The 15,087-nt window shown below is 41.6% G+C and carries 14 protein-coding genes; 6 read left to right on the forward strand and 8 right to left on the reverse strand.

All coding sequences use genetic code 11. The annotated features are described in order from the left end of the window. Positions 1-53: 53 nt before the first annotated feature. A complete protein-coding gene (locus H6G83_RS28615) occupies positions 54-1,205 on the reverse strand; it encodes an RNA-guided endonuclease InsQ/TnpB family protein (protein ID WP_190478409.1) in 1,152 nt (383 codons plus the stop codon). Between the two features lie 110 nt (positions 1,206-1,315). Between H6G83_RS28615 and H6G83_RS28620 the strand changes: the two genes are divergently transcribed. Then, complete coding sequence (locus H6G83_RS28620) at positions 1,316-2,722, forward strand: IctB family putative bicarbonate transporter (protein ID WP_190478411.1); 1,407 nt, start codon at positions 1,316-1,318, stop codon at positions 2,720-2,722. 185 nt (positions 2,723-2,907) lie between these two features. Here H6G83_RS28620 and H6G83_RS28625 read toward each other — a convergent pair whose 3' ends face one another. Together H6G83_RS28625 and smpB are read right to left on the reverse strand one after the other, a co-directional pair. Continuing rightward, positions 2,908-3,201 (reverse strand): WGxxGxxG family protein, encoded by a 294-nt coding sequence (locus H6G83_RS28625; RefSeq protein WP_190478413.1) that lies wholly within the window; start codon positions 3,199-3,201, stop codon positions 2,908-2,910. A 176-nt stretch (positions 3,202-3,377) separates the two neighbouring features. Beyond that, positions 3,378-3,845: an SsrA-binding protein SmpB gene (smpB, locus tag H6G83_RS28630; RefSeq protein WP_190478415.1), complete on the reverse strand. Its 468-nt coding sequence runs from the start codon at positions 3,843-3,845 to the stop codon at positions 3,378-3,380. Between the two features lie 557 nt (positions 3,846-4,402). Here smpB and H6G83_RS28635 point away from each other — a divergent pair. Continuing rightward, positions 4,403-5,086, forward strand: coding sequence for a response regulator transcription factor (locus H6G83_RS28635; protein ID WP_190478417.1), 684 nt, complete (start codon positions 4,403-4,405; stop codon positions 5,084-5,086). Between the two features lie 250 nt (positions 5,087-5,336). Here H6G83_RS28635 and psbA read toward each other — a convergent pair whose 3' ends face one another. Together psbA and H6G83_RS28645 are read right to left on the reverse strand one after the other, a co-directional pair. Further along, positions 5,337-6,419, reverse strand: a complete 1,083-nt coding sequence (psbA, locus tag H6G83_RS28640; protein WP_190478396.1) for a photosystem II q(b) protein — start codon at positions 6,417-6,419, stop codon at positions 5,337-5,339. A 242-nt stretch (positions 6,420-6,661) separates the two neighbouring features. After that, a complete protein-coding gene (locus H6G83_RS28645) occupies positions 6,662-7,012 on the reverse strand; it encodes a histidine triad nucleotide-binding protein (RefSeq protein WP_190478419.1) in 351 nt (116 codons plus the stop codon). Between the two features lie 67 nt (positions 7,013-7,079). Between H6G83_RS28645 and H6G83_RS28650 the strand changes: the two genes are divergently transcribed. Then, positions 7,080-8,609: a YifB family Mg chelatase-like AAA ATPase gene (locus tag H6G83_RS28650; RefSeq protein ID WP_190478421.1), complete on the forward strand. Its 1,530-nt coding sequence runs from the start codon at positions 7,080-7,082 to the stop codon at positions 8,607-8,609. Positions 8,610-8,611: 2 nt separating this feature from the next. Here the strand turns inward: H6G83_RS28650 and H6G83_RS28655 are convergent, their stop codons facing one another. The 3 genes from H6G83_RS28655 to H6G83_RS28665 all read right to left on the reverse strand — a co-directional run bounded on the left by H6G83_RS28655 (position 8,612) and on the right by H6G83_RS28665 (position 12,045). Further along, a complete protein-coding gene (locus tag H6G83_RS28655) occupies positions 8,612-9,379 on the reverse strand; it encodes a hypothetical protein (RefSeq protein ID WP_190478423.1) in 768 nt (255 codons plus the stop codon). An 80-nt stretch (positions 9,380-9,459) separates the two neighbouring features. Further along, a complete protein-coding gene (locus H6G83_RS28660; protein WP_190478425.1) occupies positions 9,460-10,737 on the reverse strand; it encodes a S41 family peptidase in 1,278 nt (425 codons plus the stop codon). A gap of 246 nt (positions 10,738-10,983) precedes the next feature. Next, complete coding sequence (locus H6G83_RS28665; RefSeq protein ID WP_190478427.1) at positions 10,984-12,045, reverse strand: J domain-containing protein; 1,062 nt, start codon at positions 12,043-12,045, stop codon at positions 10,984-10,986. Positions 12,046-12,698: 653 nt separating this feature from the next. Here H6G83_RS28665 and H6G83_RS28670 point away from each other — a divergent pair. The 3 genes from H6G83_RS28670 (at position 12,699) to H6G83_RS28680 (ending at position 14,926) form a co-directional block, all read left to right on the forward strand. Further along, a complete protein-coding gene (locus H6G83_RS28670) occupies positions 12,699-12,944 on the forward strand; it encodes a ChaB family protein (protein ID WP_190478429.1) in 246 nt (81 codons plus the stop codon). Positions 12,945-13,091: 147 nt separating this feature from the next. Continuing rightward, entirely contained in the window at positions 13,092-13,664 is a 573-nt protein-coding gene (locus H6G83_RS28675; protein WP_190478437.1) for a GNAT family N-acetyltransferase, read from the forward strand. A gap of 41 nt (positions 13,665-13,705) precedes the next feature. Then, complete coding sequence (locus H6G83_RS28680; protein WP_190478431.1) at positions 13,706-14,926, forward strand: NAD(P)/FAD-dependent oxidoreductase; 1,221 nt, start codon at positions 13,706-13,708, stop codon at positions 14,924-14,926. Positions 14,927-15,087: the final 161 nt, after the last annotated feature.

Consider the following 15,087-nt stretch of genomic DNA (forward strand, 5'->3'; position numbering starts at 1 on the left):
ATCGCAGCTTGTTTTGTAAGCATACCCCGCTCTAAAGAGACGGGGCTTTAGCCTCAGATTTGAGATATCGGGAACAGAGACATTTGCCCCTGCAATTGACAACTCATCCCCGGACTTTCGGGACTGCTTACAGAAGCCCCCAAAGCAGCAATATTAAGAGCCGCATTTATATCAGCATCATGTTCAAAACCACAACGCCCACACTTAAAGCTTTTCCCACTGCGGTAGGATTTACCCTTGATTGGGTGAATACCTCCGCATCGAGAACAGGTTTGGCTGGTGTAGGCAGGTGGAACGAATACTACTGGAACGCCAGCGATATTGGCTTTGTACCCAACAAACAAGCGCAATTGATAAAACGCCCAATTATTAGTTCTGCGGCGTTCAGTTTTGCTTCTCGGTTTTTGATTGAGGGATTCTCTAATATTGGTCAAATCCTCAAAAGCCAATGCCGCATTACTGCGCTTTGCATTTTGAACAAGTTGCTGAGAAATGTTGTGATTCAACCATTCTTGAAAGCGGCGTTCTCTACCAGAAAGCCTTCTCAGAAGTCGCCTAGACGACCGAGTGCGTTTGCTTTGAACGTTTGCTCTGACCGAGCTTACACGGTCACGGACGGATTGAATCTGTTTACCATTCCACGATTTACCCGTGGAAGTGGTAGCGATATCACGCCTACCCAAATCAACCCCGATTACCTTGGGAGTCTTCCCTGTGGGTTGAGTTGGGATATCAACAACAAAGTTGATCAAGTATTGCCCCTGTTTGGTTTTCTTCAATGTCGCACTGGTCGGAGTTTGACCCCTAAGCAGTGCAATTTGATAGCCACCAATGGACAACTTAAATTCAACTCGCCCACACATCAAAGTCACCCCTACAGATTGGGTTTCTTCCTTATAAACAAAGGTGCGAACATCCAAGCTAATAGAGGTGGGTCTAAATTTGTGGATCTGTTTAACTGCTTTTGCGTTACCAATAACTCGTCTAATAGCTTGACAAACATGGTTAGCTTTCAACCCCGTTGCCTCACGCACAGGTTTATAAACCTTGTGGTGCAGTTTGCTGGTATTCCAGCAATTCTCACGCTTGGCTACCTCCAAAATCTGGTTGCAAGCATCAGCAAACCCGTTCAAGGTGTGGTCAACTTCGTCGCACAAGCTAGGGGGGACTATAAGCTTACATTTTGCAGACATGGATTGAGTCATACATATATTGTAACTCATCCACAAAGAGATTTGACAGCAGCTAAAGCTGCTCGTGTCGTGTTTCCTCCCAGAGCTAAAGCTGCTGGGTTTCCACACTCCCGTGAGGTTTTATGAATTTAGTCTGGCAACGATTTACATTATCCACTTTACCCGTTAAGCAATTTCTGGGTACAAGTTACTTACACCGTTTGCTGGTGGGACTGTTATCTCCTTGGCGACAAACCAGTTTCCTACTTGGGTGGGGAGACACCATAGCAGCTGCATTACTCAGCTTGGTATATCTTCTGGCTCCTTATGTATCTAGTACCCTCATCGGGGTGTTACTAGTAGCCTGCATAGCATTTTGGTTACTGCTAACTTTATCTGATGAGCCTGCCACTGGCAATAATACCCTAGTAACTCCCATACACCTGTTAGTGTTACTTTATTGGGGAATTGCTGCTACAGCCACGGCATTATCACCAGTAAAAAGAGCCGCGTTAAATGACTTGTTAACTTTAACGCTATATTTGCTGCTATTTGCCCTTTGTGCTAGGGTGCTGAGGTCGCCTCGAATCAGAACTTGGATTATTACTGTATACCTATCCACCTCGCTTGTCGTTAGTTTCTACGGAATGCGACAATGGCGTTTTGGTGCGCCACCCCTGGCTACTTGGGTCGATCAGGAGTCTGCATTCTCGAAAACAACCAGAGTTTACAGTTATTTAGGCAACCCCAACTTATTAGCTGGCTATCTTTTACCTGCGGTAATTTTTAGCCTGATGGCAATTTTCGTCTGGCAAGGCTGGATGAAAAAAGCTTTAGCATTAACAATGTTTGGTGTCAATACCGCCTGCTTAATCTTTACATATAGTCGTGGTGGCTGGATTGCATTGGTGGTAGCACTTTTAGCGGCGACAGCATTGTTGATTTATTGGTGGGGTCTGCAAATGCCACCTTTTTGGCGAACTTGGTCAATACCCATACTCTTGGGAGGTTTGGTTGGGGTATTGGTGTTAGCAGTGATATTTGTTGAGCCAATACGCTTAAGGTTTTTCAGTATTTTTGCCGATCGCAGCGACGATAGTAGCAATAATTTCCGGCGCAATGTGTGGGATGCTGTATTTGAGATGATCCGCGATCGCCCAATTATCGGCATCGGCCCTGGTCACAATTCTTTTAATAAAATCTACCCTCTTTACCAACGCCCTCGTTACACTGCTTTGAGTGCCTATTCTATTTTCTTAGAAGTAACTGTAGAAATGGGTTTTATTGGTCTAGCCTGTTTTCTCTGGTTAATTATCGTCAGCATTAACACAGCACTTGTGCAGTTACGCCGATTACGCCAATCTGCCAATGTGGAGGGATTTTGGTTAATCGGCGCATTAGCCACTTTGCTGGGAATGCTCGCTCATGGTACAGTGGATACTATTTGGTTCCGTCCTGAAGTGAATACCCTATGGTGGCTGATGGTGGCTTTAATTGCCAGCTATTGGACACCTTCAGTCAACAATCAAGAGGGAACAGAGGACAGATAATTTCGTAGGGTGGGCAATGCCCACCAGCATCTTGTAGAAAAGGTGCAAGTGACGGAAATAGTTATTCTTGAAAACCCTAAAATTTTTATCTTCTTTCCCTGTACCCTGTCCCCTGTCACCTATACTTTCACCACTTATCCCGACAATACGCACTCGTGCTTTCCCTGTCCCCTGTTACCTACTATCTACTCACGATAGCTACCAGCACCAGGCGCACTTGGGTCGCGGTAACGGGTAGGTTCCTCATCACGTTTTTTCCCAGCTAAACCAGCTAAACCGAGTAGACCAAGTAAGCCTAACCAACCCCAGTCAAAGCCATCATCATTATTTGCGGTGCGGTCATAAGTTGTGGTTGTGGTTGTACCGCCATCTGTGCCAGGGGTAGTATTGGTTTGCGCGTTGGCTGGTAAAGTTAAAGGTAAAGCCATACCTAAACTCAGAACAGCAGCGCCAACGGTTTTAGTTAAGGCATTTTTCATGGTGAGAGTTCCTTCTTGCTTCCAAAGTTACTCACCAATGTATCGGGTCTGGAACTGAGCAGAATCAATCTGCAGCTATAAAGTGGATGTTTTCCTAATTCATCTGGGGATATACAATATTTTACTGGTGGCGATCGCTTTCTCACTCTCCTGTAGTAATCAAGGTACAAGAACAACTAATAATTCTTCATCGCTCTTTGGATGTCGCGTTGATCCTGACGGCGTTTGAGGTCATCTCGCTTATCGTGAAGCTTTTTACCTTTACCAAGCGCGAGGCTGATTTTTACCCAGCCGCGTTTGAGGTACATTTTCAACGGTACTAATGTTAAACCTTGCTGTTCTACCTTCCCTATCAGCTTTCTAATTTCTTGGCGGTGTAACAGCAGCTTGCGTGTACGGCGTGGTTCGTGATTAAAATACTGACCACTGGCGTTATAAGGGGAGATATGCACGTTAATTAGCCATAATTCCCCATCCCGAATCAAACCATAGCCATCTTGAAGATTTACTTTCCCTGCACGAATTGACTTGACTTCCGTTCCAGTTAACTGAATCCCCGCTTCATAAGTTTCGAGAATTTCGTACAAGTAACGGGCTTGTCGGTTATCACTAACAACTTTGTAACTTTCACTCTTATCACTCATTGAAAATCAGACCGTTAAAATTACACTGACTGCAAAAATAATTTTGGTGAATCAGCCAAACTAAACCTAAATTAGTTGTAAATATTTCTCGTGGCAGTTGACCATCAGTAGCCACTAGAAATATTCAAAAATCAAATAGGATTTTGATAATCGATTCACCAAGGCATATTAAACCACTATAATAAATGTTGAACTAAGTCTGGGTAATATCTACATAATTTAGCTTTTGTCTCTTGCCAACGAAGATTTCCCTTAAATATGGATGCTGATAAACTAAGTCTTAATTTATACTATGGTTATAAAATTGCTTGATCCATAGTATTATCTTAAGAATAAAATTGTTTTATGTACTTTTGTTAAGTTGGAGATGAGAGCAGTATTTAAATTAGTTACCCTGAAGACTGATTTAACATTTTCTTTATAAATTACTCTTATAGTATTCATAAGCTGTTAATCCTGTCATAGTATGAAACATGAGAACACTATCGTGTGGGTGTTCATAGATGGAGCTTGTAGAGATAATCTCAGTCAAAAATAATGCTAGGGGTGTACATTCCATGCCCTTGACGATCCTTGTGGTGGATGACGATCTGGGCACTCGTCTGTCTATTAGTGACTATTTAGAACTGTCTGGCTACTCAGTAATTACGGCTAATGACGGTCAAGAAGCTTTAGCGATGGTAGAAGCATACCATCCAGATTTGATTGTGACCGATATTGTCATGCCAAGAATGAATGGTTATGAGTTGGTGCGTCAAGTACGTCAACAGCCCCCGTTCCGTCTATTACCTGTAATTTTGTTAACAGCGCGTACCAGAACCCAGGAAAGGATTCTTGGTTATCAGTCGGGATGTGATTTATATTTACCTAAACCCTTTGAGTTAGAAGAGTTAGCCGCAGCCATCCGTAATTTATTAGAGCGATCGCAAATCATTCAATCTGAGTACAGATTTTCTCACAAAGACAGTTCCGGCAATGCCCTCCCCACAAAAACTGTAGAGAATCATCACTCTGTATCCACTCATGTAGAAAAATCGCAACTACTCTCGTCTTTAACTCCGAGAGAACAAGAAGTATTAGAAATGCTGACCCACGGTTTGTCTAATATTGAAATTGGTAATCAACTACATCTGAGTCCCAGAACCGTAGAAAAGTACGTCAGTAGTTTATTAAGGAAAACCACTACCAGCAATCGAGCTGAACTGGTGCGTTTTGCCATTACACATGGTTTAGTTGAGTAAATATTGTAAGTAGTGGGCAATGCCCACCAAAACCATGATACGGTGGGCAATATATAGCAGGGGACAGGTGATAGGTGACAGGTGACAGGGCTGCAAGCCTTTGAAATAAAAAGTTTTAAAATTGTATGATGTCCTAACCTATGCTTCGACTGCTATATGTCCTAATCTATACTTTGATTGCTATAAATGAAAATAAAAACGCCCTCCAAAAAAGAGGACGTTTTCTATTTAGCTAATAAAACTTGAGAAATTAACCGTGGATAGCAGGAGCGCTAAGAGCAACGGGAGTAACTTCCACAGCAGCTAAGTCTAAGGGGAAGTTGTGAGCGTTGCGCTCGTGCATGACTTCCATACCCAAGTTAGCGCGGTTGATGATGTCAGCCCAGGTATTGATGACACGACCTTGTGAGTCGATAATCGACTGGTTGAAGTTGAAGCCGTTGAGGTTGAACGCCATTGTGCTGATACCCAATGCGGTAAACCAGATACCCACTACGGGCCATGCAGCTAGGAAGAAGTGCAAGGAACGGGAGTTGTTGAAACTGGCGTATTGGAATATCAAGCGTCCGAAGTAACCGTGTGCAGCGACGATGTTGTAGGTTTCTTCTTCTTGTCCGAATTTGTAACCGTAGTTTTGTGATTCGGTTTCTGTGGTTTCACGCACTAAGGAGGAAGTTACCAAGCTTCCGTGCATTGCACTGAACAATGAACCACCGAATACACCAGCCACTCCTAACATATGGAAGGGGTGCATCAGGATGTTGTGTTCTGCTTGGAACACGATCATGAAGTTGAATGTACCGGAGATACCCAAGGGCATTCCATCAGAGAAGGAGCCTTGTCCAATTGGGTAAATCAAGAATACTGCTGCTGCTGATGCCAAGGGAGCAGAGTATGCTACGCAGATCCAAGGACGCATTCCTAAGCGATAGGACAATTCCCATTGACGACCTAAGTAGCAAGCACAGCCGATGAGGAAGTGGAAAATTACCAATTGGTAAGGCCCACCGTTGTATAACCACTCATCTAAGGATGCTGCTTCCCATATTGGGTAGAAGTGTAAACCGATGGCGTTGGAGGATGGTACTACTGCACCGGAGATGATGTTGTTGCCGTAGATCAAGGAACCTGCTACGGGTTCACGGATACCATCTATGTCTACGGGAGGTGCGGCGATGAAGGCAATGATGAAACAGGTGGTGGCGGCTAGCAAGGTAGGAATCATCAGTACGCCGAACCAACCCACATAAATGCGGTTTTCGGTGCTGGTGATCCAGTTGCAGAACCGTTCCCATACGTTGGCGCTACTGCGCTGTTGTAAGGTTGTGGTCATTTTTTTATGATTGCTTTGGTTTCTTAACTATTGTGGTAAGTAGTTATTCTTACCGATATTACTACATTAGAAGTAGAGTAGAGTTTTGTAAATACAATTTAATTAAGTAATACTTATACAAATTATTATTTTTACTTATTAATGACTTTATGCAGGTTGTATCAAATGATATCTTGCACCTGATCAATAAGCAGGTGGTGGGCATTGCCCACCCTACTAAGAATTTGATTGATTTGGTTGTATCAACCGGGGGGCCAGGCTAATGGCCGTCCACCGAGAATATGTAGATGCAGGTGGTAAACTGTTTGACCTCCATCATTACCGTTGTTGATGACAAGACGATAGCCGTTATCGAGTCCGGCTTGTTCGGCAACGCGCTTGGCGGTTAACAGAAGATGTCCCAAAAGAGCATGATCCCCAGATTCAGCATCGGATAGTTTGGCTAGGGGTTTTTTGGGAATGACCAGGATATGTACTGGTGCTTGGGGATTAACGTCTGTGAAGGCTAAGGCTAAATCGTCTTCATAAACAATGTTAGCTGGGATTTCTCGACGGATGATTTTGCTGAAAATTGTCTCTGTGGTTTCACTCATGCGGTTATTACAACTCATCTGCTAGAGATTCTAAAGGTTTACTGTTTATTTAAGAAAGATTTAGCCAATGCTTGCTAGAGTCTGGAGTGCATCAATTGTCGGCATCGATGCCGTTAAAGTGGGGGTAGAAGTCGATATTTCAGGGGGTTTGCCGGGAATTGTGGTTTTGGGACTACCAGATTCAGCAGTTCAGGAGTCTAAGGAGAGGGTGAAAGCAACGCTGAAAAATGCAGGTTTTGCTTTTCCCATGAGAAAAATCGTAATTAACCTAACTCCGGCAGATTTACGCAAGGAAGGCCCCTGTTTCGATTTACCTATTAGTGTGGGAATTTTAGCGGCTTCTGAGCAGGTCAAGGCTGATTTGTTGGGAGATTATCTGTTTTTGGGTGAAGTTTCTTTGGATGGCAGTTTACGCCCTGTGGCTGGGGTTTTACCTATTGCTGCTACTGCCAAAAAAATGGGTATTGCTGGTTTGGTTGTGCCTGTGGATAATGCTCAAGAGGCTTCAGTGGTGCAGGGTTTATCTGTGTATGGTTGTAACGATGTGTCAGAGGTGGTAGATTTATTAAATAATCCAGGTCGGCATAAACCTGTAGAGTTGGATGAATCAAAGGATATCACATCAGTATCTTATGCGATCGCCGATTTAAAGGACGTAAAAGGACAGGCTCATGCTCGTCGTGCTTTAGAAATTGCGGCGGCTGGCGGGCATAACTTAATTTTTGTCGGCCCTCCAGGTAGCGGCAAAACGATGTTAGCAAGACGCTTACCTGGTATTTTACCACCCCTGAGTTTTGGTGAAGCGTTGGAAGTAACTCGGATTCATTCGGTGGCTGGGTTATTAAAAAATCGCGGTTGCTTAGTGCGCGATCGCCCTTTTCGCAGTCCCCATCATTCAGCATCCGGACCCTCTCTTGTGGGTGGTGGTAGTTTCCCTCGTCCTGGTGAGATTTCCTTATCACATAGAGGGGTACTTTTTCTTGATGAGTTAACAGAATTTAAACGTGATGTTTTAGAATTCTTGCGCCAGCCTTTAGAGGATGGCTATGTGACAATTTCCCGCACTAGACAATCTGTCATGTTCCCTGCACAGTTTACCTTGGTGGCGAGTACTAACCCTTGTCCTTGTGGCTACTATGGTGATACCATCCAACAGTGTACCTGTTCGCCGAGACAAAGAGAACAGTATTGGGCGAAGCTTTCCGGGCCGTTGATGGATCGGATTGATTTGCAAGTTGCAGTCAACCGCTTGAAACCGGAGGAAATCACCCAACAGCCTACAGGAGAAGCGTCTACGGCGGTGCGGGAGAGGGTACAACAAGCACGCGATCGCGCCGTTAATCGTTTTCAAGAAGAACCAAATCTGCGTTGTAATGCCCAAATGCAAAGTCGGCATATGCAGAAATGGTGTAAACTTGATGATGCTGGGCGCAACTTGTTAGAAGCGGCGATTAGAAAGTTGGGTTTATCTGCAAGAGCAAGCGATCGCATTTTGAAGGTAGCCCGGACTATTGCAGATTTAGCGGGGGACGATGAGCTAAAGCCTAATCATGTGGCAGAAGCAATTCAGTATCGTACCATAGATAGGATGCAGTGAAGTTAAAATAACTTGAATCTTGTTAGTTGGGTTTTGATTGCACCTGTGAGGATTTTATTTAGTTCTTTGCTGTCTCGAAAGGGTAAAATTTGTTGTGTGGGTAAGTTAAAGGTGAATTTTCCCTCATACTCTGGGCGCTGTTGATGTGCTAAGAGAATTTGTTCTGTTCGCTTGCTTTGGATAGCGTAACCAATTTCTATACACACATTAGGGCTAGGAATTAATTGTTGTGTGTCTTTACCATCAACGCTAGCAATAGGTGTAGTATCTGCAATATACAACAAACTTTTGCGAAGTTTTCTCAGGGTAGTGCGACTTAAACGTTGGGGTGCGTCTTTGGGACGAGATGATTCTACTATTGTCAGTGGGAGGCGCGATCGCAAATTCAATGTTTCTAAACTCTTTTGCAGCGCTTCCCTCAGAGTATCACTAGCTTCGGCGTACTCAGTTTGATAGGAAAAGAAAATTGTCGGTTCTAACTGAGCTAGAATTGTCTGCTTGGTGAAGTAAATTTCATGGCTAATTAAGTCAATGTTTGCTACACAGTAGCCACCACTACCTTCAATATAAAATTCTACGTTTTCTCCCTCTAGATAACGCCCAAACCAACTTGAACGTTTCACTTCATCACTGTCTTCTAAAAAGTCCGCACGCAATGCGGCTCTCAGCAAGCTTTTCTTACTAAGGCGAATATCTGGTGGGCGTTTTTCGAGTTCAGAAATCGGCTCATAATCCTGAAGATACCATGCTTTCAGCGCAATAATTGACATAAGGCGCTATGTTTCGTTTTTTAATGGGTTTATTCTGCTGCGTATAAGTTTACACTGGCTTGTGAAGAATTCAACAATATTTACAATGCTTTTAATACAGTTTCCACTGCTTGCTGTTTTTGCGGATCTGCTCCTTGTGCATATTGTAAGGAAAAAGGAACATTAATATCTGGCGTAACACCCTTACCCTCTAACCTTTGGTTTTCGTTGAGAAATACATCTGCAACGGCGAGGTAAAGTAAGTTGCCATCCTGCATAATATAGGGGCGACCTGCAACTACTGCTCCTGTTGTTTTAGTACCGATGACTGGGCCGATTTGATTTTGTTGGAAGTTGAATGCGAGAATTTCTTTACTGCTGCGACTTCCCTCATTTACTAGCATAACTACAGGTTTTTTCCATTGATAATTATAGGTATAGCGGCGACCATTGCGTGGCACACTGGTGAGACTGGGGGTTTTCTCAGCAGTAAAGATGTTGAGATAACTAATATCTCCGCCTCCCCATCCGTCTCTGAGATCCAAAATTAAACCGTCAGCGTTTTTCAGCCGACCATATATTAGTTCTTCTTGGAGTTGTTGCTGATATTGATCTGCTGCATTTGACCAGATATGGATATAGCCAATTTTCCGATTTGCTTGTGGAATTATTTGAATACTGGCAGTTTGTGCTTCTAAAAACATTGTGCTAGCATCATATAATTTGGGTACTATGGTGATTTCTTGACGACTGCTTAATTGAGGCGATCGCTGAATTAACATTTTCACTTTTTGCCCTGCTTTCCCTGCAAAAGAGCGTATAGGCTGATATTCATTACCATCAACATTCACAATCTCGTCGCCCACTTTTAAACTAGCCTTAGCAGCAGGACTATCATCTAAAATAGCACTGACAAAAGTTTTACCATTAATATCTTTAGTAAATAAACCAATCCCCGTGTATTCAAATTTGCCTTTGGGAAAAAATTCTCTTAATTGCTTTGGTAATTCTATACCTCTAGCATAGAAAATTCCTAAAAGCTGATAATAAGCAGGCTCATCTTGAGTATAATAATGAGTGTGGGAAGTTTTGAGTTCAGATAACATTTGATTAAACACAGCCGCAACCTCTTTACCTGACTTCGCTTGTAATATTTGAGGTTGATACTTGTTTTTAATCGCTGTCCAATTCACTCCATTTAATTTTGGATCATAAAAATTATCGTTTACTGTTTGCCAAACTTGCTCGAAAATTCGCGTTTCTGATTTAGCTACTATTGGTAATAGTGGCGAACTTATCCATAGCACTAGCAAAAGGCAAATACTGAAAAAAAGTGCTATGGGTACACGCTTGAAGTAAATAAACCGAATTTTTTTCATTAAACTAGTCTTGATTTTAAAATTTCTCAACAATTTATGACAAGCTATCTGTGAATATTAGTTACACTTGATATAGCTTTTCTTGCTTCAGTGAGACAAGAATAATTAAACGCAGATGGACGCAGATGAACGCAGATAAATTTGTAACTCAGCAGACAAGATATAAATATACTATTTTTTTACATCTAGTTTTCCAATGCTGATATCAAATTCAAACCTCATAAATATCTCAAATTATTTCCTCAATCAAAATCTGACCATCCCATCTAATTCTGAAAGCATCTGCTCAAGCATATCCTCCATCATTTCTTGTTTTAAAGAATATAAACTTTCTGGTCCGTCTAGGAATTCTTGAATAGTTATATCCTTATTTTTAAATCTTTTAACAAAATCACGTATTTCACTAACTAAATTAATTTGAACATCTATAGATTTTAGCATTTGCTCAATAGCATCAATACCTAGTTTAGCAGCTTTACGAGAATCGGAAACCATTGTACCTTCTGGTGTATTCTTTGCTAAACGTAGTTCTCGCTTCAAGTTTTCATATTGAGTTATTAAAATTTCATTTTGCTGTTCTAATGTCTGGCATTTTCTACTTAAATCATCTTCACTGTTATTGTCTATAGATTCTCCTACTTTATGCTTTTGCTCTATTTCTAACAGTCTAGCTAAATCTCCTTCTTGATAGGCTTTATTAATTTCCTTCATGATTTCTGTATGGTTCATTTGTGTTTCACTATCTTTTACCTTATCAGGATGGAAGATTTCTGCTAACCTCAAAAATGTCTGACGAATTTTTCTAGATTCTTCGGTTCTCGTTGCAGAAGGAGATGCTAGTTCTCGTTGTGTTTGTTGGTATTGGTTGTTATGTGAATTGTTCTCTTGAGAAGAGTCATTTTCCTGCTGGGAGTCTTCAAACATTTCATCTAGTTCTTGGTCAGTATCTTCGCTAGCAAATTTTGGACTAATAATTCCAGTAAACTGGAGATTAAGATAAACTGCTTTGACTTTTTTCTCAGTCTGTTTACCAAATTTTCTACTGCTAAAAATTTCTGCAAACAGAGTATGAATTTCTTTATCTAACTCTGACATTTTTGTAAAGCTAGGAGTTGCTTTTTGAAAAACCTCTGTTGCTAAAGAACGCATATTTTCCACAAAATTATTAAGTTCAGTGCGCTTTCTCTTAATTTTTTTCAATAAAGATTGATGTTCTTTCTCTAAACCTTCTAAGCGAATATGTAGCTGAGAAAGAGCTAATGGTTTTGTATGGGTGGAAGCAGATGTAGATGAGGTTTTGCGAGGCATAGAAGACGCAGATTTGTTTGAGGTTTTGGAAACTGTAGAATTGTGGGTCAATGTCCACAAAATCCACTTTATCGATAATACATCATCTCTAACAGCAAGTTACATTAACAATTCAAAATTCAAAATTCAAAATTAAAGATATTTTCATTCGGGGATTTAAACCCCGAATGAAACTGATACTACGTATAGACTTAGGGGTCTTAAACCCTTTCATTTACGATAAAATTAGATATTTTCAAAACTTCTAGGTATAATTCTTACTCTGGCTGTCAAACCGATTCCCTAATATATTTTAGCCTATTAATCATTATAGAAAAAATTATGTCAAACCAATAAAATTATGAATTACTCAATTGTCATAATCAAACTAACTGTAGGGTGCGTCAGCCCCAATGATTTCGTATACATTCAAGGATTTTCTACATCTGACGCACCCTACCCCAAGTGTCAGTTGCGTAAGTCCTGAAAATCTAGGATTAGCGGTTGGTTATCATCAAGAGTTACGTTAATCTTATATATTATTGGCAGACTCTTATAAACTTGTTAGACTCAACCAAAAGGATGGTAATTTTACATCTCTACTTCCAGAAAGAGGTAAATGAATTGTCTCATCTTTTAGCATAAACCAAAGATAGACTTTCTGGAGTGGATTTATGCCTTATCAACAAGTAAGTGAATTACCCCAAGAAATTAGAGACCAATTACCACAACATGGTCAGAACATTTTCCTGGCGGCTTTTAATGCAGCGCAAAGCGACGGTTTGAGTGAAGAAGGTGCGCGTGATGTCGCTTGGAACAGTGTACGCATGGAGTATGAACCAGGTAAAGAGGGTCAATGGCAAAGGAAAGATAAAGACACAGCAACCCACAATAAATCTATCACAACTGGTGGTAACTAAAGATAATTGTAAATAGCCTGGGGCTAGGCTATTGTCTACGTAATTCGTAATTAGGTTATTGATAGGTTGGTATTTCCAATATTGGGATACCGCTAACTTTATAATTAAGTGGCAATGAACCTAAATATTACGAATTACGATTCTTTTATGCTCGTTGAAAAAGATGGAATCACTATTCGGCTGATGGAAGACAGCTTAGAAAATTATCAGTTAATGGCAAAATGGTTGACTGATGAACGAGTCTTAGAGTTTTATGAAGGTAGAGATAATCCGTTTGATTTAGAGAGAGCGATCGCTACATATCAGCCTATGGTTATAGGCAATGATCCTGTCAAGCCTTGTCTGATATATTATGAAAATATAAAAATTGGCTATTTACAATATTATTTACTTGACGACTTGCCAGAGACAGATAAACAACAGTATTGCTTAGAAAAGACTGATCATGTCTATGCGCTTGATTTGTTTATCGGAGAACCTGATTATTGGCATCGGGGAATTGGGACAAAAATATTAACAATGGTTGTAAACTATATTTTTGAAGTATTGTTAGCTAGTAAGATTGTCATTGATCCGCATATTGACAATAGCCGCGCTATTCGCTGTTATGAGAAAGCTGGGTTTGTCAAGGTTAAGGTGTTACCTGCCCATGAACTGCATGAAGGAAAGTATTCAGATTGCTGGTTAATGGCCATTGAGGGCAATAAATCATTACACTGAGAGTTAGTTGCCTTGCTGGGATGGAATGTCCCATAGAACTCATGAGTGAACAAACTACGAGAATTGTCATCCTTGGTGGAGGCTTTGGTGGTCTCTACACTGCTTTGCGTTTAAGCCAATTACCTTGGGGAACTCAGCAAAAACCGGAAATTGTCCTGGTAGATCAGAGCGATCGCTTTCTATTTTCCCCCTTATTATACGAATTACTCACCGGAGAATTACAAACTTGGGAAATCGCTCCCCCATTTATTGAACTTCTCGAAGGCACAGGTGTACGCTTCTATCAAGCAGTTGTCTCTGGTATTGATATCGACCAGCAACGGGTACACTTACAAGATGGCCCAGAAATTCCCTACAACCACCTAGTTTTAACTCTCGGTGGCGAAACACCCCTAGATTTAGTTCCCGGTGCAACATCCTACGCCTATCCTTTCCGTAGTCTTGCTGATGCCTATCGTTTAGAAGAACAGTTACGTGTATTGGAAGCTGCAGACGCAGAAAAAATCCGTGTAGCAATTGTTGGTGCTGGTTATAGCGGTGTCGAGTTAGCCTGTAAGTTAGCGGACAGACTAGGAGACAGAGGACGCTTCCGCTTGGTAGAACTTGGTGAGCAAATTTTACGCACATCACCAGATTTTAACCGTGAAGCAGCCCAGAAGGCTTTAGAGGCAAGGGGTGTGTTCATTGATTTAGAAACCACAGTTGAATCAATCGGGCCAGATACTATCTCCCTAGAGTACAAAAATCAAGTAGATACTATTCCCGTAGATTTAGTAATTTGGACTGTGGGGACAAGGGTAACAAACGTAGTCAAAAACCTACCTTTTAAACAAAATCAACGTGGTCAAATCACCACTACATCAACTCTCCAAGTCCTTGACCATCCCGAAGTCTTTGCTTTGGGAGACTTAGCCGACTGTCGTGATGCTGAAGGTCAACAAGTCCCCGTAACTGCACAAGCCGCCTTCCAACAAGCAGACTATGCAGCTTGGAACATCTGGGCTTCCATTACTCAGCGTCCCCTGTTACCTTTCCATTATCAATCATCAGGGGAAATGATGGCATTAGGCACAGATAACGCCACTCTTACGGGCTTAGGAATTAAACTAGATGGTTCTCTAGCTTATGTTGCCCGTCGTCTTGCCTACTTATATAGATTACCCACTCTAGATCATCAACTCAAAGTTGGTTTTAATTGGCTTGTACGTCCTATTATAGAAACAATTTACTCAGCAGTAGATGCTGGGGATGAGAGGGGTTAGGGACTGGGGACTGGGGGGAGATGAGGGAGATGAGGGATAATAACTTTGGACTATGGACTGTTGACTATGGACTGTTGACTATGGACTGTTGACTATGGACTGTTGACTATGGACTGTTGACTATGGACTGTTGACTATGGACTGTTGACTATGGACTGTTG

Source organism: Anabaena azotica FACHB-119 (genome assembly GCF_014697625.1).
GTDB classification, from domain to species: Bacteria; Cyanobacteriota; Cyanobacteriia; order Cyanobacteriales; family Nostocaceae; genus Trichormus; species Trichormus azoticus_A.